The following is a 25,226-nucleotide window of genomic DNA, read 5'->3' on the forward strand; positions in this document are numbered from 1 at the left end:
TAGCCAAATTGCGCTGGCTAAATTACTCGCCACGACGGCTCAACACTGCATCCACAATACCGTATTCTACTGCTTGATCTGCCGACATGAAGTTATCACGATCGGTATCACGCTCAATCACCTCAAGAGGCTGACCAGTGTGCTCAGCTAATAGTTTATTTAGCTTTTGCTTAATAGTCAGAATTTCCTGAGCATGAATTTGGATATCAGAAGCCTGACCTTGGAAACCACCTAGTGGTTGGTGGATCATCACGCGTGAGTTAGGCAGAACATAACGCTTACCTGGTGCACCACCAGCAAGCAGGAATGCGCCCATTGAACAAGCTTGACCCATACATACTGTACTTACATTTGGCTTGATGAACTGCATAGTGTCGTAAATAGACATACCCGCAGTCACGCTACCACCTGGAGAGTTAATGTATAGGAAAATATCTTTATCTGGATTTTCAGATTCTAGGAAAAGTAGCTGAGCCACGACAAGGTTTGCCATGTGGTCTTCCACTTGACCCGTTAAAAAGATCACGCGCTCTTTAAGCAGACGTGAATAGATGTCGTAAGAGCGTTCGCCACGGGAAGTTTGCTCAACCACCATTGGTACTAGCGCGTCAATAATTGGCGACATTGCATTTTTTTCTTGGTAGCTCATATTCTTATGTCCCTAAAATAAATGGCCCGGATGATGAGTATCATACGGACCATTGTTAGCAGAATAGTTAACGCTAAGTCAACCTTCTACGCAAGATAATGCTTATTAAGCAGCAGGTTGTTGGTTAAGTAGCTCGTTGAAGCTTACTTCTTTCTCAGTAACCTGTGCTTTAGCGATGATCGCGTCGATAGCTTGCTCTTCTAGAGCAACGTTACGCATGTTGTTCATCATTTGCTCGTTTTGCTCGTAGTAAGCAATAACTTCTGATGGATCTTCGTAAGCTGTTGCCATCTCTTCGATTAGCGCTTTAACTTTCTCGTCGTCAGCTTTTAGTTCTTCAGACTTGATCACTTCACCAAGTAGAAGACCAACAACTACGCGACGTTTAGCTTGCTCTTCGAACAATTCACGTGGAAGCTGTGCAGCTGCTTCTGGGTTACCACCGAAGCGTTGTGCAGCTTGTTGACGTAGAACGTGGATCTCTTGATCGATAAGTGCAGCTGGTACGTCGATTGGGTTTTGCTCAACTAGGCCGTCGATAGCTTGCTCTTTGATGCGGTTCTTAATAGCTTGCTTAAGTTCGCGCTCCATGTTCTTACGAACTTCAGCTTTAAGTGCGTCAACGCCGCCTTCAACAACACCGAACTTAGCAACGAATTCGTCGTTTAGTTCTGGAAGTTCACGCGCTTCAACTTTGTTCACTTTGATTGCGAACTTAGCCGCTTTACCTTTTAGGTTTTCAGCGTGGTAATCTTCTGGGAAGTTTACGTCGATTTCGAATTCCATACCTTTAGTTTTACCTTCGATACCGTCTTCGAAACCTGGGATCATGCGACCTGCGCCCATTTCTAGTGGGAAGTTCTCAGCTTTACCGCCTTCGAACTCTTCACCGTCGATAGAACCAACGAAGTCGATGCTTACGCGCTTACCAGCTTCTGCAGCTTCTTCAACTTCTGCCCAAGTAGCTTGTTGCTTACGTAGAGTTTCGATCATCTCTTCTACGTCTGCTTCATTCACTTCTGTTGTTGGTTTTTCAACAGTGATGCTTTCTAGGCCTTTTAGCTCAACTTCTGGGTAAACTTCGAAAGTTGCAGTGAACACTAGATCTGCGCCTTCGTTGTTTTCAACTGGAGCAAAAGTTGGTGCGCCAGCTGGGTTGATTTTCTCTTTTACGATCGCTTCGATGAAGTGGCGTTGCATAACTTCACCAAGAACGTCTTGACGTACAGCTTTGCCGTACATTTGAGCAACCATTTTTAGAGGCACTTTACCCTTACGGAAACCATCGAAACGACGGTTTTTAGCGATGTTGCGTAGTTCAGCTGTTACAGCGTCTTCGATGTTTGCAGCTGGAACAGTAATGTTTAGACGGCGCTCTAGGCCTTCTAGCGTTTCAACAGTAACTTGCATTATATATAAACCTCTAAAGTGGCCCGGTCTTCCCGAGCGTATGAGCGAGACTCTGTGAGTTCACGCTTCATCCTTGTGTAGTGTTCTGTCCGAACACCTAAGTTAAATCGAGTATCGATGTTGAAAATCAACACCGGACTAATCAGTGATATCTTCAGCACATTGCCAAAGGTATCTCCTATTAGCCTCAGGACAGAATTTTTAGACGCGACATTCTAGCGATCTGTCGCTACCCTGTCGAGCCAATAGCCACTATGTGGACATTGTCTGCACTAAATTCTCGAATACCGACACAAAATTGGACAAAAAATACAAGACACTCGTCCACTTTGCCCCGCCGGCATATCTAGAATGGGGACAATAGCGACTTTTTCAAGAGAATCGACAGCTTTTTTTATTGAAAAACCCAAAAAGAGATCTTGCTCTTGTTTTACTCCATAGAGTTGAAAACTAACGCCCCAGTCATGACTACAAAATATTAACATTCCATAGATATCAAAAAGGGATCATTAGGAAGTGCAAGTTGTGAGCTGGAAGTGCAAGTCGCTGAATTTGAAAAAGCAGCCATTGAACGTGCTTTACGAGAAAACAACAACCTTATCCAACTTTTCATGGAACAATCGAATGTCGCTCAAAAAAACTGATACAAAGAATGCACACTGTCAAACCAATGAGAAACGGGTTAAATAACGTACAAATGAACGCTTGTTGTCAGTATAAAATTGAACCATACTTTGAATTGTGTAAGCAGAAAGATTCATATGGATATGGGCGAAAAAACTAAAATTCCCGTCATTACAGATACGGTTGAGGTCGATGGCCTGTTCCAAGAAGAACGGCGTTCAAGAGAAGACCGCCGAAAAAGTAGAAAAAAATGGATTGGCTATGATAGAAGAATGAAGCCAGATCCAAGGCGACCTGAGTGCAAATCCATAGATGAAGAAGTGTAAACATTCACATCTCTTTTGTTTTTATCCCCAATACGATTCATTACTTGGTCATATTTTTTGGCCTCATTTGCATTGTTGGCATCATATTGATACCCACGACACAGAGAAACAATACTAAGGAATAATAAAGGGTAAAAACCACCCCCGACTGCAAAACGCGATGGGTGAAAAAAATAACACATTTAAGAAGAGCAGCTGATTTCCATTTTTTTTGCCCCACTCGGGTGGCAGTTTAGCGTATTCATCCCACTCCATTTGTTCGTCGTACGGATGCCTTAGCAGTCCAGCGAGTCGATTTACTTCACTAAAATCCCCCTCTTCGGCCTTATCAATAGCAAGTTGTGCGAGGTAGTTACGCAAAATGTATTTAGGATTCACTTGACGCATCTTTTCACAGCGACTCTCTACTGACACACGTCCCCCCTGTTCATCCACTTCTAATTTGCAGCGAGCAAGATACCGATCCAGCCATGCACTTGCCGCCTCTCGATCAATACACAAATCAATGACAGCTTGAGGAGAGTTAATATCCAGACAAGAGAGTTCACGGAAGAAACGCGTGTAGTCAGTCTTGTTTTGATGCAGCAGCTCAAACATGGTTTCAAACAGACGTCCATCGTCACTGACCTTAGTGTGAAGCCCTAGCTTAGCGCGCATGAGTTCGCTGAATTTCTGACTAAGGCGAACTTCAAATTTCCCAAGTGCGGCTTCTAAATCCTCTCGCTCAATCAACGGTGACAAAGCATGTGCTAACGCTGACAAGTTCCACAGTGCGACTCTGGGCTGTTGTTCAAATGCATAACGACCTTGATAGTCTGAATGATTACAGATGTAATTGGGATCATAATCATCAAGGAAGCCAAACGGACCATAATCGAAAGTCTGCCCTAATATCGACATGTTATCGGTGTTCATCACGCCATGCGCAAAGCCATAAGCTTGCCAATACGCGATCATCACTGCGGTTTTATCTACGATGCACTCAAACATTTCAGCATAGGGCTTTTCTAATGCTAAGCATTGAGGGAAATGCCACTCTATCACTTTATCTGCAAGAAGCTTTTGTTCGCTCAGTTGATTGGTATAGAAAAAGTGCTCAAAGTGACCAAAACGAATATGGGTTTCTGCTAGCCGGATTAGCAACGCGCCATATTCCATTTTTTCTCGATAAACAGGCGTATCACTGTCCATCATCCCCAGCGCTCTAGTGGTGGGGATGCCAAGACCTGCCATGGCTTCGCTACACAAATATTCACGAACAGTCGAACGCAAAACCGCTCGACCATCGCCCATTCGTGAGTATGGCGTTAACCCTGCCCCTTTAAGATGGATATCGAACCAAGTCCCATCTTTATGCTGCATTTCGGCCAAAAGTAAACCACGCCCATCACCTAAATCTGGGTTATAAACCCCAAACTGATGGCCCGCATATTTCATTGCTAACGGAGAAAATGGCGCAAAATCCTCTTGTCCAGAAAATACATTTAAGACCTCGTCACCTGCATGTTCTGGCAAACCAAATTGCAATGCGAGATCGCGATTCCAAGCGACCCAACGAGTATTATCTAAAGGTTGGGGAGCAATACTCGTGAAGAATGCCGACGGCAGTTCGCTGAACCGATGGGTAAAATGTACCCCTTTCCAGATGGACATAATGATTCCTTAAATACGACTTCCTACTAATGAGTATACGCCGTGTATCAAGCTACTTTCAGCCACGAAATGTGCAGGGGTATTCGCGAATTAAAGAGAGTAGTGATCAAAGGAAAAGATATATCCAAACAACAAACGATGAGTAAGAGTGCGCTCTGCGACAATGAACCTGCAGAAAAGCGCTATAAATCTGAAGAACAGCGCTATAAACCTGAAGAAAAACGCAGCCTTTTAATTAGGCAGGAAACTCTTCGTTATTCTGTTGAGGCTCAGATTCCTTGCTTAAACGAGATCGTTCAATGTCAACAATCGTTCGATAACTCAATGACAACAATGCAATTTGATAAGCCCCAAACACACCAAAGAGCAGACCAGAAACAAGCATAATGCCAATGTGAGAAAACTGAGCAAAAACAAGTTGGCTCACTGTGCCTGCCAACAGTGGAATGACACCCATTAAAATGAATATCTGTTTTTTGTAAGGACGGCTTTTTCGCCATGAATGTGCAAGGCCGCGTGGTTCGTGATCCAATGCCGTTGCCGGAAGCACCAATGACCAACGAGAAAGTAACCAATATGCGGGGATACTCGAAATCAGAGTAATGATGCTTATCAATAGTTCACTGTTAACGTCGCCGCTTTCTGATACCACAAGAAAAGTAATCGTAAACAATGGTAAACCAAGCGTCACGATCATGGATGTACCGAACAAAATCCACCAGCCTATAAAGCGGAGCTCTCGCATTGATAAACGCACTACATCCAGTGCAGACTGCATATACTCATGAGCCAAATAGATGCGATGAATCCGCACGGCAGCCATTGCCGCCACCAAGGGGTAAAGCACCAGTGTTGTGAGAAAGAACCCGCCACTGAAGTTCGGCTCTGCTTGCGTCATCGCTGATTGATACTGAGTGATAAAAAAGACATGCACCACGATCAATGGAATGCATGCGATAGTGATAGCAAGAAGATTCGCCCTCACCATGAAGAGTGCCTCTGAGCATATTTTCCCGACAGAAAACTGAAGATTTGTAGACATGGTCCATCCTTGATGATCAATAACCTGCTAATAGATTACGCTACTTAGAGAGGCGACCGAATGTAGTGAGGATGAGAATCGTGCCATTCACTCGATATAAAGCAAAACACATATAAATAATGCGAGCTATCTCTACTATTTTACACGTAAAGAAGCCCGCATTAAGAGTAAGAAAATACCGTTTTCTTAAATAAATTAACCGGTTAATACATTGTCTTCTGGATACTTAATCAATGTTGGTTGAGGACGCGCAAGCATATAAGCCAATGTTAAAGGCCCAATACGACCAATGATCATCACTACAATCATGATGTATTTACCCGGTTCCGACAGCTCTGCCGTTAACCCGGCCGTTAACCCTACCGTAGCAAATGCCGATATTGTTTCGAACATCACCTTATCGAAAGCGGCTTTCTCGGTGATCATCAGTAAAAACATCGCAGTGGTTAGAATGGCACCACTCACAACGATGATCGCCAATGATTTGGTCACGGTTTGCCAGTTCACTGTACGTTTAAATATCACTACGTGTTTCTTTTGACGCAGAAATGCCCATGTCGCCATAAACGCGACGGTAAAAGTCGAGACTTTGATACCACCACCCGTTGAGGTGGACCCAGCGCCAATCAGCATGAGAACGATCATCACTAACAAGGCAGGCTGAGTAAACTGTGCTAAATCGACACTATTAAAACCCGCAGTTCGCGCACTTGCAGATTGAAAGAACGCCGCGAGCCATTGCCCTGTCACAGGTAGAGATTCCATCGTATTCGGGTTATGTCTTTCCAAAAGCCAAAACAGTAGCGTACCAACGACAAGCAGTACTGGTGTCGCGATAAGCATGATCTTGGTGTGTAAATGCAAAAAGTGGAACCCACGACGCCAATTCAGCCATAGATCACCGATGACGGTAAACCCAAGGCCACCAAAGATAAATAAGCCCGATAGGGTTAAGATCACAACGGGATCATTAACAAAGCTCATCATGCTGTCAGAAAACAGTGCAAAGCCGGCATTGTTAAACGCTGAGATAGAATGGAAAAGCGCATAGAACATTCCTGTCTGCCATCCCATTTCAGGAACCCAGCGGAATGAAAGAAAGACAAAACCTATCGCCTCTGCTACCAACGCAAACGTGACGATCCTTTTGACCAATCGGCGTAAGTTAACTTGGCGATCTTGCCCGAGTGCTTCTTTCGCAAGAGCCTGCTGACGTAAACTTAAGCGTACTCCGAACATATAGAGCAAAACGGCAGATAATGTCATCTGACCCAATCCACCGATTTGCATTAAAAACATGAGCAGAACTTTACCCGCTAGCGTGAAGTGCTGCCCTGTATCCACAACCCCTAAACCAGTCACACTGATCGCTGAGGTGGCTGTAAATAACGCATCCGTAATGGACAACCCCGTCACAGAAAAAACAGGTAAAGTCAGTAGCACCGCAGATGGCAATAACACACCGAGAAAGCTCAGCAATATAATGCGTGGTTCGTCGCCTTTCGCATTTTTTTGTTTGCTATCTGGGACGTAAAAAACGCCTCTTTGATGAAACTGCTTCATAGTGATTTTAACTTGCTTGCCAACTTGTCCTGTGGGCCGACCACAATGATTAAATCACCGATCTCCAACGTTGTTGTTAACTCTGGTGCTTTGGTGATTTCTGGGCCGCGTTTAAAGCCGAGTACTTGAACCCCCTCGACTTTGCATAAGGCAAGATCACCCAATGTTTTGCCCATCCAACGAGCTCCAATCACGAACTCTGTCATCGCTAGACCACTGCCTAATGGATGAAACTCTAAAACACGTTTATCGAGCATCTTACGTGCGACACGAATCCCCATATCACGCTCAGGCATAATGATGTGGTCTGCACCGATTTTTTGTAGAACACGAGCTTGAAAACGATCGTTCGCTTTTACCCAAACCGATTTTACGCCCGCTTCTTTTGCGATTAATGTCGTCAGGATGCTTGCGTTCACATCGGCGCCAATAGCAATCATAACCATGTCATAATCGTCTAATTTAAGCTCTGCAACCGTCTCTTCTTGAGTACAATTCGCCACAATTGCTTGGCTAACAAACCCAGCGGCTTCTTTAACCCGCTCTTCATTAATGTCTACCGCCAATACTTGGGAGCCGGAGTCTTGCAGTTCTTTACATACAGCCAAGCCAAAGCGGCCAAGACCAATTACAGCAAATTGCTTATCACCCGTTTTCATTCGTGCCTCATTTGTGCATTGAATAGCAGGCGCAAAAGTCTGCGCCTATTCCCTATCATCTGCAAATCAGACGACAAAAATTGACAGAACATTAACTCAGACTACTACGCGATAAATAAAGCGTAAGACAATAACGCCAACATTCCACCATTAAAGTCAATTAAATCAAAATAATGGCATAAACATAAAACCAAATGTGAGACTGTCGTGGTTCTATCGGTAAAAACGCTTTTCAAAAAGCTAGAGTATAAAAAACAAAAAATACAAAAAAGCCGCATCGAAATGCGGCTTAAGAAGTAAAGCGTATTATTTATCTTGGGGTTTACGTTTATTTTTAGGCACGTAATTCAAAATGGAAATTGGCACAGGCTTTCTTGGCGCAAAGCCTTCAATTTCTACACGTTCTAACAAATGCCCCAAACGGCTTTCAATCATACATAGATTTTTAAAGTCGTCTTTCGATACCAATGAGATCGCTTCACCTTGCGCACCAGCACGACCTGTACGACCAATGCGATGCACATATTCGTCTGCAGGGAATGGCAAATCGTAGTTGATCACTACTGGTAAATTGTCGATATCAATACCACGAGCCGCGACACCCGTTGCCACTAAGTATTGAATCTTACCTGCTTTAAACTGCTCGATCAGTTCTTGGCGCACACGTTGATTACGACCACTGTGAAACGCTTCGGCAACAATACCTCGCTTTTCTAGCTGAGTGACAAGCTTCGCAGCACCGTGTTTCGTTTCAATAAACACCAACACTTGAGACCAATCATTTTCTTGCAACATATGGCTAAGCAGCGATGACTTCATGTCTTTATCTACTGTTGTGATCCACTGCTTGATGTTTGATTTCGATGCGCTGTGTTTCGCGATCGTAATTTCTTCTGGATCAACGATGACATTTTTCGCAAGATCACGAACTGGATTCGATAGTGTCGCAGAGAACAGTAAGCTTTGAATATCTTCAGGCATGCAATCAACAATCTTATCGATTGCATCAATGAAGCCCATATCAAGCATTTTATCGGCTTCATCCAGAACCAACATTTCAACTTCATCGAAGTGAATAGCACGTTGACCATATAAATCAATCAAACGGCCTGGAGTGCTCACTACAATGTCTACCCCCTCAATCAATGCTTGTTTTTGCGGCGCGTAATCCACACCACCAAACATCGCCATTGAGCGTAACGGTAAATTTTGAGCATAAGCTTCAATGCTTTGATGCACCTGAAGAGCAAGTTCGCGAGTTGGTGTCAAAATGATCGCACGTGCGCGTTTTTTACGTTGCGTCTCGCCTGTGCTGAGTTTTTCTAAAATCGGTAATACAAAGCTTGCAGTTTTACCCGTGCCCGTTTGTGCTGCGGCAATCAGATTACGACCACGCAGAACAATTGGAATGGCTTTTTGTTGGATAGAAGTCGGTTTTTCATAACCCAGCGCCTTCACCGCATCGGTGATAGGTGTGCTTAAACCAAGCTTAGAAAATGGCATAGAAACGTCTCAACAGAGGAAATGGGCGCGTAGTGTATCAGAATCCAATCTAAGTAACAGAACCAATCACACCAGAACACTAAGCAAGGATGATAAACAAATTCTATCCTTTTAATAAGGCATTCGATTGTTACAGCGTGATGATTTATTCACCACTTCACATTTCTCTGTTTTAAATCAAATTAAACTTTAAGTGTGTATATCACTGGAAAACTACATGGACATTTTATTACTGGTTGGATTAATCGCACTCAATGGTGTGTTCGCCATGTCGGAGATTGCGTTAGTCACGGCCAAAAGCGGTCGACTGAAAAAGTTTGCCGAACATAACTCTTCTGCCCGCCTTGCCCTGCAACTGAAAAACAATCCCACACAATTCCTTTCTACCATTCAAATTGGCATCACCGTTATTGGTATCTTAAGCGGCATTTTTGGTGAAGCGACACTCTCTGTTCCTTTTGAGCACTGGCTAGTCACCCAAGGTTTAGAGCGCGAGGTTGCAACCGTGTTAGCCACTGCCATTGTGGTGGTGGTCATCACTTACTTCGCGATAGTGATTGGTGAATTAGTGCCAAAACGCTTTGCTCAGAACAACGCCGAATATATTGCTCTGATTGTTGCGTATCCAATTCACTGGCTTGCAAAAATAACAAGGCCATTCGTTTGGCTACTGACCACCTCTACTGATGCGATGCTCAAGTTATTTCGTCAAAACAATAATGGAGAAATCGTCACCGAAGAGGACATTTTTGCGGTGATGAGCGAGGGCTCAGAATGTGGCGCCATCGAACCTCAAGAGCAAATAATGATCCGAAATTTGCTCCATCTCAATGACCGTCTTGCACTCTCTCTCATGACCCCACGCTGCGATATGCACTACCTAGATTTGGATTTGCCACTCGATACTATTTTGAAAAATCTTCGTCAAACCCAGCACTCTGTTTGGCCCGTGTGTAAAGGCGGACTTGATAACATCATAGGAACCATTTCATCCAAGGTATTGTTAGATGAATATAATGATCTCTCTATTTCTCGCTTGGCGAAGCTACTCAAACGATCACGATTTGTTCCTGAATCAATGAAAGGTTTGCCGCTACTTAATCACATGCAACAAACCAGCACGGAAATGGTGTTCATTGTTGATGAGTATGGCGATGTACAAGGACTTGTCACCCATTATGATTTATTAAAATCCATCGCTGGCGAACTGGGCATGGCCCCTCAACAAATTTGGGCAAAGAAACAAAAAGATGGCAGTTGGGTTATGGATGCGCTTATTCCCCTTAATGAGCTCAAATACAAACTTGAGTTGAGCAGCATTGAGGGCGAAGAAAGTGAGGGGTTCCAAACGCTTAATGGTTTTCTTACTTGGCTAATTGGGCGCGTTCCAACTCAAGGGGAAAAGGTGGATTACCAACGATGGCAATTTGAAATTCTACACGTAAAAAGCAACCGTATTATGCAGGTAAAAGTTATCGAAACCGCACCAGAAAAAGACCCGGAACTTGAGTGCTAGATGTCAATGTTCGAAAATTATCTAGACGCCCCCACATGCAATAAAAATTTGAACCCATCCCTTTAAGTAGAAAAGGGGCACTATACTTTAATACCCTAAAACTACTATTAATTAAAAACGCCGCATTATTTGCGCGGCGTTTATGATTTCAGGATCGATTATTGAGTTTTGAATCTAGACAATAAAACATTCAATGCGTCACTCTTACCGTGTAAATCTTTGGCGCCGTTAGTTAACCCTAAAATGCTTTCATCAGCAGATAGGGACAATTGATTTACTTGGGTCACATTGCGTTCGATTTCTTTTACAGCTTCAGCTTGCTCTGATGTTGCACAAGCTACTTGATCCGCTTGCATCGCTACCGTTTCAAACGACTGCATCAGCGTCAACAATGCGTCGTTGATCTGATCCATTTTACCCGATGCTTGATCAGCACTATCTCGATTAACGGACATATCATTGGCAACGCTTTGCGTGTTACTTTGAATGCCCTCGATAATCTGCTGAATACTGTGAGTTGATTGCTGTGTTTTACTCGCTAGGCTACGGACTTCATCCGCAACAACCGCAAAACCACGTCCAAACTCACCAGCACGTGCCGCTTCAATGGCTGCATTCAGAGCAAGCAAATTAGTTTGATCGGCAATTTCTTGAATCACGCGTAAAACATCACCAATTTGTTTTGCATCCGCGAGCAATGCATTGACACCAGATTCAGACTGCACTAGAGCCGCATTAAGGTTTTGTACCTGCCTATTTGCATTTTCTGAAAGCAAACGAGCTTGTTCGACATAGCCTTGCGCTTCTGAAACGTGTTGACGTGTAATCTCCGCGTTCTGTGCAATATCTTTTACCACATGATCCATTTCTGTCGTCGCTGTAGCGATAACAGCCAACTCAGAGCGCTGCTCTTGCATATCCTGAGAAGCTTTAGTTAGAGACGTCTTTACGCTATGCGTTGTACATGCGACGTCTGCCGAAACCAATTTGGACTCGTTAATAATATCCCTAATTTTTGCGTTGTACTCATTAAATCCGCGAGCTAGATCTCCTAACTCATCAGCCGAGTTGATCTCTAATTGACGCGTGAGATCGCCCTCTCCCTGAGAAAGTGATATTAGCTCATCCGCAATGATATTAACGTTACGTAATGAACGATTAACTACGATCATAACCGTTACACCCACCAGTGCAATGACAATCACAGAGCCGAGGAATACATTAAACATCAGATTCGTTAATTGATCTTCAAGTTCCGATTGAGGCACTAGTATAGCAAGGTGCCATGACAAATTTGGATGCTCTACCGAGATATCATTTACGACAGCATAGTAAGACTTGCCATTAAATGTCAGCTCTCTCAAACCATCTGGGTCTACACTCGTGCCGGCAAGTTGAGTTATACCCGGGTTTTGACGTTCAAGCTTCTGAAGCGTGATATCTTTCGAGCTTTCCCCTCTCATACCAGAAAAAAGAACCACATTGCCCTTGTCATCAAACACTAATAATTGGGCGTCACTTCCGTATTCTGTTTCGCTTAAAAGCAGTGTCTGAAGGGCTTCTAATTTAATGTCTGCACCGGCAATAAAAGTAAGCTGATCTTCATCATAAACTGGCATATAGATAGAGCCATTCATTTGTCCAGAACGAATATCAATTACAGTCGCTGCCCAGGATTTACCCTCACTAACAGAACGTATCCACCACGGACGAGATTTTAAATCCGTCATTGGATCGTAGTAACGCCCTGCTTTATCGAAGTATTCACCGGTCGCACCGACGGCATAGAACAGACTGTAAAGTTGCGGGTCCTGACGATTCATTTCCTGAATGTAGGCATCAATCTGTCGATAATCTGAATTTGAGGTAGGGTCTTCTGTCGTCGTGCGATAGGTAGCAAACTCTCTTAACATTGGCATGTTAGAGAAAGCGTCTACTTTGGCTTGGAACCTTTCAAAATAACCCTGAGTGATCAAACTACGTTGTGTCACCGTACTTGACATCCCTTGAACCAACTCAGAGCGAGCAATTTGGGAGAAATTTTGATATGTCTGCCAACCTGCAACAATACACACCAAAACAATAATAAAAACGATACCGAGAGCAACTCGATGAGACAGCGAATTTATTCCTACTTTTATCATACCAATAGCTCAATTTTTGACTTTAGCAAATGATATTAGAGGGTAAACAAACACAAAAGGTGCATTCATTAAAAGTAATGATAAAAAACTAAAATATCAGTTCAAAAATATGCAATAAGGCGATTAATCACACTCAATCTTATCTAAAATCAGAGTTTCAATTACAAACCGAGTCCGTATTATGAAAAAGCTCAAGCCACAACCGCTCCCGACGTATTTCAATTGGTGACATTTTAGTCTTCGCTTTAACAAACTTTGAAAAATTCGTCGCTTCGCTAAAACCTAATTGTTCTGCAATATGACTTATTGGCCAATCTGCATACTTCAGCAAACGGACAGCTTCCGCAACGATATACTCATCTCTCAACTGCTTAGGCGTCTTTCCAGAACATGAGATACACGCCTTTCTCAGCTTATACATCGAGACACTAAGCCCATCTGCGATCTCTTCTACGCTTTGTAACGCAACACGTGACTTAAGTACCGCTAAGTAGTTTGAATAAAGATGACTGTTCACCGTCATATGCCCTACTTGCTTGCGCTCAGTAATAAGTAACAGCAGAGATACTAGCAAGTGTTTAATTACGGGAAACTGTATTGGCTTTCGGCATGCTAATTCATCTACCAAATGGAGCATTTGGCTATTAACGTCATTATTCTTAACTAAAGTGCAGCGATCAAACAAAGATTCAATATGATGTACATGTTTCTGACTTAAATCAGTAAACCAATAATCGTCACTGACGGTGATAACCAATCCTTCCCATTCTGATTCTTGGATAAAGCGGTGAACCGATTGTTTACCAAACAATAAAATATCGCCTTGTTTAAGACAAATAACTTTGCCATCGACTTCATGACGAGCGGTTGGAGAAGTAATAAAAAGCAGTACGCAAAAATCAATACGATGTGGATGAAACAATGCGCCAAACTTATCAAGATCAATAAGCTTACTTTTTGACCACACCTGAATAACCTCATTTTCTGCTGAGGTTTTTTCAGTAAGACGGACCTGAGGAAAATCCATAAGGAACAATGCCACAATAAATAATATTCCGAACGAATGACACTAATATTCTACCCTACATGTTTCTACTTCTAGATACTGAGAGGGTAAACTTGATGAAGAACAATAAAGAACAAACGATTCATGCTCTTACCCATATTGAATAATTTTACTGTTAAAATACCTTAAAACAACAAAACCCCGATAACTCATAGAGCTATCGGGGTTTCTAAATAAATGGCACGCCCTATAGGATTCGAACCTATGACCACATCCTTAGAAGGGACGTGCTCTATCCAGCTGAGCTAAGGGCGCGCTACAGGGACAGGATTATACGAGTTCAAACGCTGAAATCAATGGGTTTTCATAACATTCTGTTCTGAATGCCTAAAAAAAGGCCACCGAAGCAATGAATGTTCAAAAACACCACAAAGCAAACGTTTGCGTATGGATGTTAAATAGATTTTCTGCGACAATGCGCCGCAAATAATTTGCCTTCTCAATTTAAAAAGGAAAGTCATGACTGCTCAAAATATAGATGGAACTCTTATTTCCCAAACTGTTCGATCAGAAGTGGCAGCACGCGTGAAAGCTCGCGTAGAGGCAGGCCTTCGTGCTCCTGGTCTTGCGGTTGTACTTGTTGGTGAAGATCCTGCTTCACAAGTATACGTTGGCAGCAAGCGCCGCGCTTGTGAGGAAGTGGGCTTTATCTCTAAGTCTTTTGACCTTCCTGCTACAACATCAGAAGCAGAACTGTTATCTCTCATTGATGAATTAAACAATGATGCAGAAATTGATGGCATCTTAGTTCAATTACCTCTTCCTGCAGGTATCGATACCACGCATGTACTTGAACGTATTCACCCAGAGAAAGATGTGGATGGTTTCCACCCATACAACGTCGGCCGTTTAGCACAACGTATTCCTAAACTGCGCTCTTGCACACCAAAAGGCATCATTACGCTACTTGACCGTTATAACATTGACCTACGAGGCAAACACGCTGTCGTGGTTGGCGCCTCTAATATTGTTGGTCGCCCAATGACTCTTGAGTTACTGCTAGCAGGCTGCACAACGACAACGTGTCACCGCTTTACTAAAGACCTTGAAGGTCACGTTCGTCAGGCCGATCTAGTGGTGGTAGCCGTAGGAAAACCAAACTTTATTCCTGGCGAGTGGATTAAAAAAGGTGCCGTGGTCGTCGATGTGGGCATCAACCGCCTTGAATCTGGCAAACTTGTTGGTGACGTTGAGTATGATAAAGCACGCGAGAGCGCTAGTTTCATCACACCAGTACCTGGTGGCGTAGGCCCAATGACAGTCGCAAGCCTAATTGAGAACACCATGTTAGCGTGTGAACAATTCCACACAGACAAGTAATATTTTCTAGATACTAAAAAGGCTCCTGACGGAGCCTTTATTGTTTATCGGTTAATGACTAATTCAAGCCATTACAAGCTTAGAATCACGCCCGCAATGGATGCACTCATCAGGTTTGCCATTACGCCTGCAGCAATTGCACGGAAACCGTATTTCGAGATAAATGCGCGTTTCTCTGGTACCAGTGAACCTAAACCGCCGATCAACATCGCCATTGTCGAAATATTCGCAAAACCACACAACGCAAATGTCACAATAGCTTGAGAGTGTGCGCTAAGTTCAGACTTAACTTCCATAAGTTGGATAAAAGCAACAAACTCATTCACGACAACCTTGTTACCAATCAACGAACCCGCCACAACCGCTTCATTCCATGGAATACCTAATAACCATGCGATTGGTGCAAATAGGTAACCCAGTACAAGCTCAAAGCTCAGGTCTATGCCAAATAAGCCGCCAAACCAACCTAGCATACCATTTAGCATCGCAATAACACTCACGAAAGCCAAAAGCGTCGCACCGACTGCCACAGCAATGCGCAATCCAGACATTGCACCATCCGCCATAGCTTCAACAACGTTGGTTGCACGAGGCATTTCAATTTGATCTAAATCGATATCCGGTGTCGTAGTGTCCGTTTCTGGCATCATGATCTTAGCCATTAACAAACCTGCTGGTGCTGCCATAAATGCCGCGGCGATCAGGTAATTAAGATCCACACCTAGCGATGCGTAGCCCACAAGAGTACCACCTGCAACCGATGCTAATCCCCCTGTCATCACCGCAAAAAACTGTGAATCCGTCATGTGCTTTAGGTATGGCTTTACAACCAACGGGGCTTCGATCATACCCACAAAAATATTTGCGGTTGCAGAGAGAGATTCGGCACGGCTTGTGCCAAGTAAACGCTGTAGACCACCACCAATCAAATTGATCACTTTTGGCATTAGGCCAATGTGGTACAAACCAGAGATAAGAGCAGAGAAGAAGATGATGATGCCAAGAACGTTAATCGCAAACGTAAAGCCACCAGTTGCTAGGCCACCAAATAGGAATGCAATCCCCTCTTGGCCGTAGTTGATTAGGTTAGACACCGCGCCAGTGACTGCGTTTAACGCATCTTTACCGGCAGGGACATACAGTACCAACAACGCGAAGATGATTTGCAAAGCAAATGCTAAAGATACCGTTCGAAAACGAATGTTTTTACGGTTAGTCGAAAGCAGCCATGCTACGAATAGAATGGCTACAATACCAAGAATTGAGTTCATAAAATGAATCCGACAAAAAGGGGGAACAGGAAAGGCGTCGGATTGTATAGAGTGGGAAAATTGGTGCAAGTCGGGGATGTTAATAACCTGAAAACATAGGCTGTATATTATTTATACATGTAGATAAATTACTGAAATACATTAAGATAAACGTTTGCATTTGTTTATTATTTCCATATGGAAAATATGTTTCTGGAATAAGAAAAATTTTGTGACGCAAGTCACCTTATGATTTTTCTATTTCGGCAATGAAATGTACGGTGCTAATCGCTGATCCCAATGACAAGGCGATCCTATCTTTTGCTTGATAAAATCAATAACAGCAGAAATTTTTTTCGGCATGTGTTGACGGCTTGGATACACCGCATAAAACGGCATAGTTTGGCTCGCTCGCCAATCTGGCAACAGCTGAATCAATTTCCCCGTTCGGAATTCATCACCCAATAAGTACGTCGCAAGATATGCGATCCCCCAACCTGCAATCGCCGCATCTCGCACCGCCTCAGCCAGATCTACCGAATAGTTACCTGACACTTTCACGTTGAGATCTTGCTCGTTATTGGTAAACGCCCAACTGGTGTAATCTCGCTCCCAGCTGCGGTAAATTAGGCAGTTATGTTGTGACAGGTCGTTAGGCTCGGTCGGTGTGTCATGCTTCATTAAGTAGTCTGGCGATGCCGCCACAACAAATTGGCTGTCAGCCAAGCGCTGCGCGATATACCCCTCTGGCAAATGCTCATTGTTGGTGATCCATAAGTCTAAGCCCTCTTCAAGCATGTCCACTTTGTAATCGAATAAATGCACTTCTACCTGTAACTGGGGATAACGTTCTCTGAGCTCTTGAATAGCAGGAATAATGTGCAAGGTTCCAAAAGACTGCGATAAACCAAGACGGACCAAACCGGCGACTTCATCACGCTGACTTTCCATCTCAAAGGTTGCACTACTCACCGCTTGTACCACTTGCTGACAATGATGATAAAACGTCTGCCCCGCTTCCGTAGGAGTGAAGCTACGAGTGGTACGCTGTACGAGCTTGATACCTAAAGAGGCTTCTAACTGGCTAAGCTGTTTACTGACGTGAGAAACAGACACACCTAGGCTCTTTGCCGCGGCGGTAAAGTTTTTATGTTTGATCAACGCAGAGAAGATCACCATTTGTGCAGCACGTTCAGATAACACGCAAACCTCATTAAAAAACAGAAAACAAAGGGCTCCGAAGAGCCCCTTTAAAATTCATAGATGCATCAACTTAAAATGTAATGCGGTCAGCTAAATGGCTTACCGCTAATGCGAAGTAGTAAGAGCGATTCCACTTCATCAGAACATTGTAGTTGTTGTACACCAAGTAAGTACGACCATTTTCATCATCAGGCATGATCAGCCACGCTTTGATGTCTTCGTCCAACTTAGGAAGTGGGCTGCCATCGTATTTCGTAATACCAAGCTTACTCCAATCTTGCAGATACTTACCTTTCTCAGCTTCGCGGCCTTGAAGATTATGGTCGATTCCGTGTGGTACTTTTACCTGACGACCCCATGTAAAATTGTCGTCCCAACCAGATTCGCTTAGATAGTTCGCGGTAGACGCAAATACGTCGGCCTCTGATTGCCAGATGTCTTTCTTGCCGTCACCGTTACCATCCGCAGCAAAGCGTAGGAATGAGCTTGGCATAAATTGACATTGACCCATCGCGCCAGCCCAAGAACCTTTAAAACTCTCGAGCTCAATATGTCCCTCATCTAAGATTTGCAGTGCTGCCATGGTCTCTTTACGGAAGAACTCCTCACGGCGACCCTCAAATGCCATCGTAGACAACGCGTCGATCACGCGGAAGTTACCGGTGAACTTACCAAAGTTACTTTCCACGCCCCACAGTGCAACGATAAAGCGCGGCTGCACACCATATTCGTCACCAATGCGTTTTAACTCAGCATAGTGTTCTTTATAAAGCGCTCGAGCCTGCTTTACTTTCCATTCAGGCACCGCCCTAGGAATATATTCATCCAGAGTCAGTTTTTTCTCTGGTTGATTGCGATCGGCTTTCACTGCGCGTGGTTTATATTCCACATTTGCAAAAGCGGCGCTGATCACCTGTTCTGAAATGCCTTTATCACGAGCCTCTGCACGCAATTTATTGAGGTAGTCATCAAAGCCCTCGTTACTTGCAAAGGCTGAAGTGCACATACCAACGCTGAGCATGGCTGCCAGTATCTTTTTCATATCGCCCTCCTTGAGCGAGGCAGTATTCCCAGATGAGAAGCGCGAGTGATTATTCGCCTTTCTGCTGGGCTTTTTGTTCTTTGTATTTTTCTAATAGGTTTTCTGGTGGTGGTGGCAGTTGCAAGAAAAAGCCATCCGTTGTCAGTGATGCTTTCACTTTTTCGATATCAACTTGCGCTAAAGTACGACCTTCAAGTTTGATGGTCATTACTGGCATAGGCTTACCGAACATTTGCATCAGGGTGTCAGGAACTTGTGAAAAATCGTCCTTTTTCGGGATATAGAGATAAGTGCCTTCTTTTTTGGAGCTTTTATAAATAGAACAAAGCATGACAAGCCTTTTGTGCTGATTTACCCACTTTCAGTGTGGATTAAGTTGAAAACGTAAAATTCTCGCAAACTTGTTAGCAAATTTGAGATTAATTCACTTATTTGCTCACTCGAGAACTTGCTGCGTCAAAGGATGAAATATAACATGACAGACCTAGTTTAAGGCAACGCTCTTTCAATAAAGGCAAGAAGTCCACGATGACCCATTCACCAGACCTTAAAGGTAGCAGTTTTACGTTGTCAGTTTTACACCTTCCTGATAGCGAGATCGCGAAAACTGTCGAATTTTTGCAAGAAAAGGTTTCTCAAGCGCCCTCTTTCTTTGCATCCGCGCCTCTGGTTATCAATATAGCAAAAGTAGAAAGCGATATTGATTTCACAGAACTCAAGCAAGGTATCGCTGACGCAGGCTTTATTCCTGTCGGCGTCACAGGTTGCAAAGATAAACGGACTCAAAACCTCGCCTCTGAAGCAGGCTTTGCCATAATGTCTGCGAGCAAGTCTCCAGCACAAGCCCCAATAAAGATGGCTCCGACAAAAATCGTCCGCACACCTGTTCGTTCTGGTCAGCAGATTTATGCTAAAGATGGCGATTTAGTCGTACTGGCTCATGTCAGTGCCGGGGCCGAAGTGATAGCCGATGGTTCGATCCATATCCACGGCACTCTTCGTGGACGCGCTATTGCAGGAGCAAGCGGGCAACAAGAAGCTCGAATTATTTGTCACGATTTACAAGCTGAGCTGATTTCTATAGCAGGAGATTACTGGCTTAGCGATCAAATTGAGAGTGAGTATTGGCAAAAGAAAGTCATGATCAGTAAAGCCGAAGAATCATTACTTCTAGAAACACTCACGATTTAGTCTAAAAAGGAAATAAAATGGCACGCATTATTGTAGTAACGTCTGGCAAAGGTGGCGTTGGTAAAACCACTTCAAGCGCAGCCATCGCCTCGGGTCTGGCTCTGAAAGGGAAAAAGACTGCGGTGATCGATTTTGATATCGGCTTGCGTAACCTCGACTTGATCATGGGTTGTGAGCGTCGCGTCGTTTACGACTTTGTTAACGTCATCAACGGCGAAGCAACGCTAAATCAAGCGTTAATTAAAGACAAACGCACAGACAACTTGTTCATTCTTCCAGCTTCCCAAACACGTGATAAAGACGCACTAACGAAAGATGGTGTGCAACGTGTATTTAATGAGCTAGATACCATGGGCTTTGATTTTATCATCTGTGACTCTCCAGCAGGTATCGAGCAAGGTGCTCTGATGGCGTTGTACTATGCGGATGAAGCGATCGTAACGACCAACCCTGAAGTCTCTTCAGTACGTGACTCTGACCGTATTCTCGGTATTTTGGACTCAAAATCTTTGCGCGCAGAGCAAGGTCTAGAGCCAGTTAAACAGCATCTACTGCTAACACGCTACAACCCTGGTCGTGTTAACCAAGGTGAAATGCTAAGCGTACAAGACGTTGAAGAAATTCTGCATATTTCGTTACTGGGCGTCATTCCAGAAAGCCAAGCGGTGCTAAACGCATCAAACAAAGGTGTACCAGTGATCTTTGATGAGAACACTGACGCTGGTATGGCTTACTCTGATACCGTAGAGCGCTTGCTAGGGAATCAAGTAGAATTTCGTTTCCTTACTGAGGAGAAGAAAGGACTCTTTAAACGACTGTTCGGAGGCTAGACATGTCACTATTAGAATTTTTCCGCCCACAAAAGAAATCATCGGCAAACTTAGCAAAAGAGCGTTTGCAGATCATTGTCGCGGAACGTCGTAGCCAGAATGATCCAGCTCCTTCTTATCTACCTCAGCTTAAAGAGGACATTTTGAAGGTGATCAGTAAATACGTAGCGATTGACCCAAATATGGTCGATTTAACGTTTGAGCACAAAGATGATGACATTTCAGTGCTTGAGTTGAACGTGAAACTGCCAGACGATGAGAAGTAATTACTTTTCGACTTTGCTATGAGCACTCCTCTTCGTCATTCTAGACAGCGAGGTACGAGCGTGTTTCAAAAAAAGGTTGGCTATTTAGCCAACCTTTTTTATTTTGTTATTTTAGAGCGTTATTCATTTTCTCGCCAAGAAGTTCAAGACGCCAACCTTGCATCACATCTGGTAAGCGTGCTGGATCTCGGTCTTTTTTCCACACCCAACTAATAATTTGGTTTATCTGCTTTTTAGACGCTAAAAACTCGGTCGCTAAACCTGATTTTTGCGATGCAGTTTTCACTACATCTTTCATGTTCTTGAAGACCTGCTTGTAACCTGGGTAATCCATCAAACGTTCAAGTTTGGCTGGGTATTCATCCGCTGGGGTCTGCTTCGCTTGTTTCACGATGGCCGCAATTCTAGCCCCGTGGCGGTTAATCGCTCGTAAGTCGATACCCTCAGCTTCCATCTTCTTAAAACCCGTTAAACCTAAACGAGCAACCGTTAGCAAATCGCCTTCTTTAAAAATAAAGTTCAACGCTAAATCACGTTTGATGGCTTCACGGTAGCGCCACGTTGCTAGCGGCTTAAGAATCGCAAGTTCAGATGGTCTTAACTGCCAAGCTCCTTTAATATCAAGGTAGGCGTTTTCCTCATTGATGCTACGAATTCGTTTAGATACTAGTAAGTCACTTTCTTGCTGTACAGCATCCCACCATCCTGCTTCCGTCACTTTATCAAGTAACGTCTCGTACAGGGGCATGAGGTAATGAACATCCGCCGCCGCGTAATCTAACTGTTTTTGTGTTAGTGGACGTGCCATCCAATCGGTGCGAGATTCACTTTTGTCTAACTCAACACCTAAGTACTCATTCACCAGAGTAGCAAAGCCAGTAGAGAGACCGTGACCAAGGAATGCCGCCATCAATTGTGTGTCTACCATCGGGAATGGTGTACAACCAAAGGCATTTTGAAATACTTCCAAATCTTCGCCACAAGCGTGCAATACTTTCAGTACTGACGTGTCTTTTAACAGATCAATGAAAGAGGTCATGTCCGTCAGTTCTGTCGGATCAATCAAAGAAAGTTGTTTGCCATCGAAAAGCTGAATCAGACCTAGTTGCGGGTAGTAAGTCCTGATGCGGACAAATTCCGTATCGAGCATAACTACGTCTGCTTCTCGGGCTAGAGCGCAAACTTCTTCTAGGTCTTTGTTTTTCGTAATGATCTGATAATTCACATGCTTCTCGCTATAAAAAAATGCCAGCAAAACGCTGGCATTCTAACACTATTTGGCAATAAATGATTGTTGCACAAAGAAATCCGCTTATGCGCTCTTCTTCGCAAGTTCTGCGTCATTTTCTTCACGCAGTACACGGCGTAAGATCTTACCAACGTTAGTCTTTGGTAGATCTTCACGGAACTCAACCAATTTCGGCACTTTGTAGCCTGTTAGGTGTTGGCGACAGTGTGCAATCACTTCATCTTTGGTCAAGCTTGGATCGCGTTTCACCACGTAAATCTTAACCAACTCACCAGAGACTTCGTGAGGCTGACCGATTGCAGCCACCTCCAATACTTTACCGTGCAATGCAACCACGTCTTCGATTTCGTTCGGGTACACGTTAAACCCTGACACAAGAATCATGTCTTTTTTACGGTCAACGATGTGCAAGAAGCCTTGGTCGTCAAATTTAACGATGTCACCCGTTGATAACCAACCGTCTTCGTTGATCACTTCTTTGGTCGCTTCAGGACGCTGCCAGTAACCTTGCATTACCTGCGGGCCACGAACTTGTAGCTCACCCGTCTCGGTATTTGGTAAAGGGTTACCCTCTTCATCAACAATGCGAACTTCTGTTGATGGTACAGGTAAACCGATAGAGCCATTGTACTCAACCAGATCGTGTGGGTAAGCAGCAACAAGTGGAGAGCATTCTGTCAGGCCGTAACCCTCTAGCAAGTAGCAACCCGTTGTTTTTTGCCATTTTTCAGCAACAGCACGTTGAACGGCCATGCCGCCACCAACAGCAAGACGAAGATTACTAAAATCAAGTTCATGGAAATCTTCGTTGTTCACAAGTGCATTAAATAGTGTATTTACACCAGTAATAGCAGTAAATGGGTATTTCTGTAGCTCTTTGACGAAACCAGGAATATCACGTGGGTTGGTGATCAGCAGGTTGCGGCCACCCATTTCAACAAACAGCAAACAGTTCACTGTTAGTGCAAATACGTGGTACAGCGGCAGCGCAGTAACAACAAGCTCACGACCTGGAGAAAGAACCGGGCCGTAGGCACCTTTTGCCTGCATCACGTTTGCAATCATATTACGGTGAGTCAGGATTGCGCCTTTCGCCACACCGGTTGTACCACCAGTGTACTGCAAGAATGCGATATCATCGCCAGACATAAACGGCTTCACGTACTGAAGACGACGCCCCTTGTGCAACGCTTTACGCATTGAGATTGCACCAGGAAGATCATACTTAGGTACCATGCCTTTTACATATTTAACCACGAAGTCGACAAGCGTACCTTTCGCACGCGGTAGCATTTGACCAAGACTGGTTAACACCACGTGTTTCACTGGTGTATTTTCAACAATCTGCTCTAGTGTGTTCGCAAAATTAGAAACAATAACAATCGCCGTTGCACCTGCATCATTCAATTGATGTTCAAGCTCACGAGGCGTGTAAAGGGGGTTTACGTTCACCGCAATACAGCCCGCGCGCAAAATACCAAATAGCGCAACTGGGTATTGGAGCAAGTTCGGCATCATAAGAGCAACACGGTCGCCCTTTTTCAGCTTCAGATCATTTTGCAGATAGGCAGCGAATGCTCGGCTACGCTCTTCCAATTTACGGAAGGTCATGACCGAACCCATGTTCATAAATGCTGGCTGGTCTGCGTATTTCTGCACAGACTGCTCGAACATTTCAACCAAAGATTCATATTGCTCTGGATTGATGGTTTCAGGTACGTCACTTGGATAACGTGAAAGCCATGGTTTATCCACGATGTTACTCCTCGTTTATAACTGGCTAAAAAATAGCGTCCTTTTTATTATGGGCACTATTACAGCACAGCAAACGTGCTTGAGCACGTATCTCTCAAACACTTGTTTAAATTTTGTTAACTACACCAAGAATTCGCTCTGCGACTTCGAGTGTTTGCTCTAAATGACAGTGATGCCCACCAGCAACGGAGACCACTTTAGGAGGGTTGGCTCCCCAATCGACTTGATGAGACTGTAAATGCTGGAATCCTTTATTTCCCAATACGATAAGGTGAGGGCAACGTATTTGGCTAGTCACCGCACTCGCATGCTCTTGTGACATACGATAAAGCGATGCACATTTCAGCCTAACATCGTGTCGCCAATACCATTGGTTGTCGCGTAATACAGTCGCACGCTCAACAATAGGTAATAGCTGCTCAGCGGTAAGGTGGTTGGCTTGCATACGTTGCTTTACCGCTAACTCTAAGGAAGCGATAGCTCGCTCTGATTTACGGCGTTGTCGCGTTCTGCTCAGTACACCATCACGCAGACGTTGCACTGCATTCGATGGAAGCTCTGCCAATGGCCCTGCTCCCTCAATTTGCACCAATGCGTCAACTTGCTCAGGAAACGCTGCACTATAACAACTTGCGATTAAAGCACCAAGAGAATGCCCTACTAAGACCAATCTGTTTGGCGACAATTCAACCAACAACTGGTGCAAATCGTCAATATAGTCATGAAATGGATAATAATTATCGAACGATTTATGGCTAGACTTACCATGACCAAACAGATCGAGCGCCAATAAATGGAGTTTCGGGTTAAGTCGATGAATGTGAATCATCAACTCTTTGAAGCTGCCAGCATTATCCATCCACCCATGAAGAAAAACGACTGAAATATCAGTCGTTTTTTCATTTCCGATTTCAAGTGCAGCCATCGTCCCACTTGGTAACGTGAAATCGCGTTCATTCATCTCG

The 25,226-nt window shown here is 44.0% G+C and carries 22 protein-coding genes, 1 tRNA gene and 1 pseudogene; 6 read left to right on the forward strand and 18 right to left on the reverse strand.

Annotation, left to right across the window (positions count from 1 at the left end; genetic code table 11):
* Positions 1-22 precede the first annotated feature (22 nt).
* The 3 genes from clpP to KHN78_RS03015 form a co-directional block, all read right to left on the reverse strand.
* Positions 23-649, reverse strand: a complete 627-nt coding sequence (clpP, locus tag KHN78_RS03005) for an ATP-dependent Clp endopeptidase proteolytic subunit ClpP (protein ID WP_211919766.1) — start codon at positions 647-649, stop codon at positions 23-25.
* Positions 650-754: 105 nt separating this feature from the next.
* Positions 755-2,059, reverse strand: coding sequence for a trigger factor (tig, locus tag KHN78_RS03010; RefSeq protein ID WP_128811313.1), 1,305 nt, complete (start codon positions 2,057-2,059; stop codon positions 755-757).
* 272 nt (positions 2,060-2,331) lie between these two features.
* A complete protein-coding gene (locus KHN78_RS03015; protein ID WP_223917758.1) occupies positions 2,332-2,544 on the reverse strand; it encodes a hypothetical protein in 213 nt (70 codons plus the stop codon).
* Positions 2,545-2,826: 282 nt separating this feature from the next.
* Between KHN78_RS03015 and KHN78_RS03020 the strand changes: the two genes are divergently transcribed.
* Positions 2,827-3,009: a hypothetical protein gene (locus KHN78_RS03020; RefSeq protein ID WP_211919973.1), complete on the forward strand. Its 183-nt coding sequence runs from the start codon at positions 2,827-2,829 to the stop codon at positions 3,007-3,009.
* A 182-nt stretch (positions 3,010-3,191) separates the two neighbouring features.
* On the opposite strand, the pseudogene KHN78_RS03025 reads toward KHN78_RS03020, so the two are convergent.
* The 5 genes and pseudogenes from KHN78_RS03025 to KHN78_RS03045 form a co-directional block, all read right to left on the reverse strand.
* Positions 3,192-4,662: pseudogene (locus tag KHN78_RS03025) on the reverse strand (protein adenylyltransferase SelO).
* A 235-nt stretch (positions 4,663-4,897) separates the two neighbouring features.
* Positions 4,898-5,704 carry a sugar transporter gene (locus KHN78_RS03030; protein ID WP_211919767.1) on the reverse strand — a complete coding sequence of 269 codons (807 nt, stop codon included), beginning with the start codon at positions 5,702-5,704 and terminating at the stop codon, positions 4,898-4,900.
* A 195-nt stretch (positions 5,705-5,899) separates the two neighbouring features.
* Positions 5,900-7,267 carry a TrkH family potassium uptake protein gene (locus KHN78_RS03035; RefSeq protein ID WP_211919768.1) on the reverse strand — a complete coding sequence of 456 codons (1,368 nt, stop codon included), beginning with the start codon at positions 7,265-7,267 and terminating at the stop codon, positions 5,900-5,902.
* Complete coding sequence (locus tag KHN78_RS03040) at positions 7,264-7,926, reverse strand: potassium channel family protein (RefSeq protein ID WP_211919769.1); 663 nt, start codon at positions 7,924-7,926, stop codon at positions 7,264-7,266. The genes KHN78_RS03035 and KHN78_RS03040 overlap by 4 nt, the downstream gene beginning before the upstream one ends.
* A gap of 306 nt (positions 7,927-8,232) precedes the next feature.
* A complete protein-coding gene (locus tag KHN78_RS03045) occupies positions 8,233-9,429 on the reverse strand; it encodes a DEAD/DEAH box helicase (RefSeq protein ID WP_211919770.1) in 1,197 nt (398 codons plus the stop codon).
* Between the two features lie 217 nt (positions 9,430-9,646).
* Here KHN78_RS03045 and KHN78_RS03050 point away from each other — a divergent pair, with 217 nt between their 5' ends.
* On the forward strand, positions 9,647-10,945 hold the full coding sequence (locus KHN78_RS03050) for a hemolysin family protein (RefSeq protein WP_211919771.1): 1,299 nt from the start codon (positions 9,647-9,649) through the stop codon (positions 10,943-10,945).
* Positions 10,946-11,103: 158 nt separating this feature from the next.
* Here KHN78_RS03050 and KHN78_RS03055 read toward each other — a convergent pair whose 3' ends face one another.
* The 3 genes from KHN78_RS03055 to KHN78_RS03065 all read right to left on the reverse strand — a co-directional run bounded on the left by KHN78_RS03055 (position 11,104) and on the right by KHN78_RS03065 (position 14,410).
* Positions 11,104-13,089, reverse strand: a complete 1,986-nt coding sequence (locus KHN78_RS03055; RefSeq protein WP_211919772.1) for a methyl-accepting chemotaxis protein — start codon at positions 13,087-13,089, stop codon at positions 11,104-11,106.
* 157 nt (positions 13,090-13,246) lie between these two features.
* Positions 13,247-14,116 (reverse strand): helix-turn-helix domain-containing protein, encoded by an 870-nt coding sequence (locus KHN78_RS03060; RefSeq protein WP_211919773.1) that lies wholly within the window; start codon positions 14,114-14,116, stop codon positions 13,247-13,249.
* Between the two features lie 217 nt (positions 14,117-14,333).
* Positions 14,334-14,410 (reverse strand) — tRNA-Arg (locus tag KHN78_RS03065).
* Between the two features lie 204 nt (positions 14,411-14,614).
* Here KHN78_RS03065 and folD point away from each other — a divergent pair.
* Positions 14,615-15,475, forward strand: coding sequence for a bifunctional methylenetetrahydrofolate dehydrogenase/methenyltetrahydrofolate cyclohydrolase FolD (folD, locus tag KHN78_RS03070; RefSeq protein ID WP_128811332.1), 861 nt, complete (start codon positions 14,615-14,617; stop codon positions 15,473-15,475).
* 71 nt (positions 15,476-15,546) lie between these two features.
* On the opposite strand, the gene KHN78_RS03075 is transcribed toward folD, so the two are convergent.
* The 4 genes from KHN78_RS03075 to KHN78_RS03090 all read right to left on the reverse strand — a co-directional run bounded on the left by KHN78_RS03075 (position 15,547) and on the right by KHN78_RS03090 (position 19,301).
* Positions 15,547-16,746, reverse strand: coding sequence for a NupC/NupG family nucleoside CNT transporter (locus KHN78_RS03075; RefSeq protein ID WP_211919774.1), 1,200 nt, complete (start codon positions 16,744-16,746; stop codon positions 15,547-15,549).
* Positions 16,747-16,983: 237 nt separating this feature from the next.
* Entirely contained in the window at positions 16,984-17,928 is a 945-nt protein-coding gene (locus KHN78_RS03080) for a LysR family transcriptional regulator (RefSeq protein ID WP_211919775.1), read from the reverse strand.
* Positions 17,929-17,998: 70 nt separating this feature from the next.
* Positions 17,999-18,970, reverse strand: a complete 972-nt coding sequence (locus KHN78_RS03085; RefSeq protein ID WP_211919776.1) for a lytic transglycosylase domain-containing protein — start codon at positions 18,968-18,970, stop codon at positions 17,999-18,001.
* Between the two features lie 49 nt (positions 18,971-19,019).
* A complete protein-coding gene (locus tag KHN78_RS03090) occupies positions 19,020-19,301 on the reverse strand; it encodes a YcgL domain-containing protein (protein WP_211919777.1) in 282 nt (93 codons plus the stop codon).
* 197 nt (positions 19,302-19,498) lie between these two features.
* Here KHN78_RS03090 and minC point away from each other — a divergent pair, with 197 nt between their 5' ends.
* The 3 genes from minC to minE are packed head-to-tail and all read left to right on the forward strand — an operon-like array spanning position 19,499 to position 21,257.
* The gene (gene minC, locus KHN78_RS03095) at positions 19,499-20,161 is read left to right on the forward strand and encodes a septum site-determining protein MinC (RefSeq protein ID WP_211919778.1); all 663 of its coding nucleotides are present in this window, start codon (positions 19,499-19,501) and stop codon (positions 20,159-20,161) included.
* 17 nt (positions 20,162-20,178) lie between these two features.
* Positions 20,179-20,991, forward strand: a complete 813-nt coding sequence (gene minD / locus KHN78_RS03100; protein ID WP_128811336.1) for a septum site-determining protein MinD — start codon at positions 20,179-20,181, stop codon at positions 20,989-20,991.
* A gap of 2 nt (positions 20,992-20,993) precedes the next feature.
* Positions 20,994-21,257 carry a cell division topological specificity factor MinE gene (gene minE, locus KHN78_RS03105; RefSeq protein ID WP_128811337.1) on the forward strand — a complete coding sequence of 88 codons (264 nt, stop codon included), beginning with the start codon at positions 20,994-20,996 and terminating at the stop codon, positions 21,255-21,257.
* A 106-nt stretch (positions 21,258-21,363) separates the two neighbouring features.
* Here minE and rnd read toward each other — a convergent pair whose 3' ends face one another.
* From rnd to KHN78_RS03120, 3 genes are all read right to left on the reverse strand, one after another.
* A complete protein-coding gene (gene rnd / locus KHN78_RS03110; protein WP_211919779.1) occupies positions 21,364-22,482 on the reverse strand; it encodes a ribonuclease D in 1,119 nt (372 codons plus the stop codon).
* An 87-nt stretch (positions 22,483-22,569) separates the two neighbouring features.
* Positions 22,570-24,261, reverse strand: coding sequence for a long-chain-fatty-acid--CoA ligase FadD (gene fadD, locus KHN78_RS03115; protein WP_211919780.1), 1,692 nt, complete (start codon positions 24,259-24,261; stop codon positions 22,570-22,572).
* 106 nt (positions 24,262-24,367) lie between these two features.
* Entirely contained in the window at positions 24,368-25,222 is an 855-nt protein-coding gene (locus KHN78_RS03120) for an alpha/beta fold hydrolase (RefSeq protein ID WP_211919781.1), read from the reverse strand.
* Positions 25,223-25,226 lie beyond the last annotated feature (4 nt).

The sequence above is a fragment of the Vibrio sp. B1REV9 genome (assembly GCF_905175395.2).
Classification (GTDB): domain Bacteria; phylum Pseudomonadota; class Gammaproteobacteria; order Enterobacterales; family Vibrionaceae; genus Vibrio; species Vibrio alfacsensis.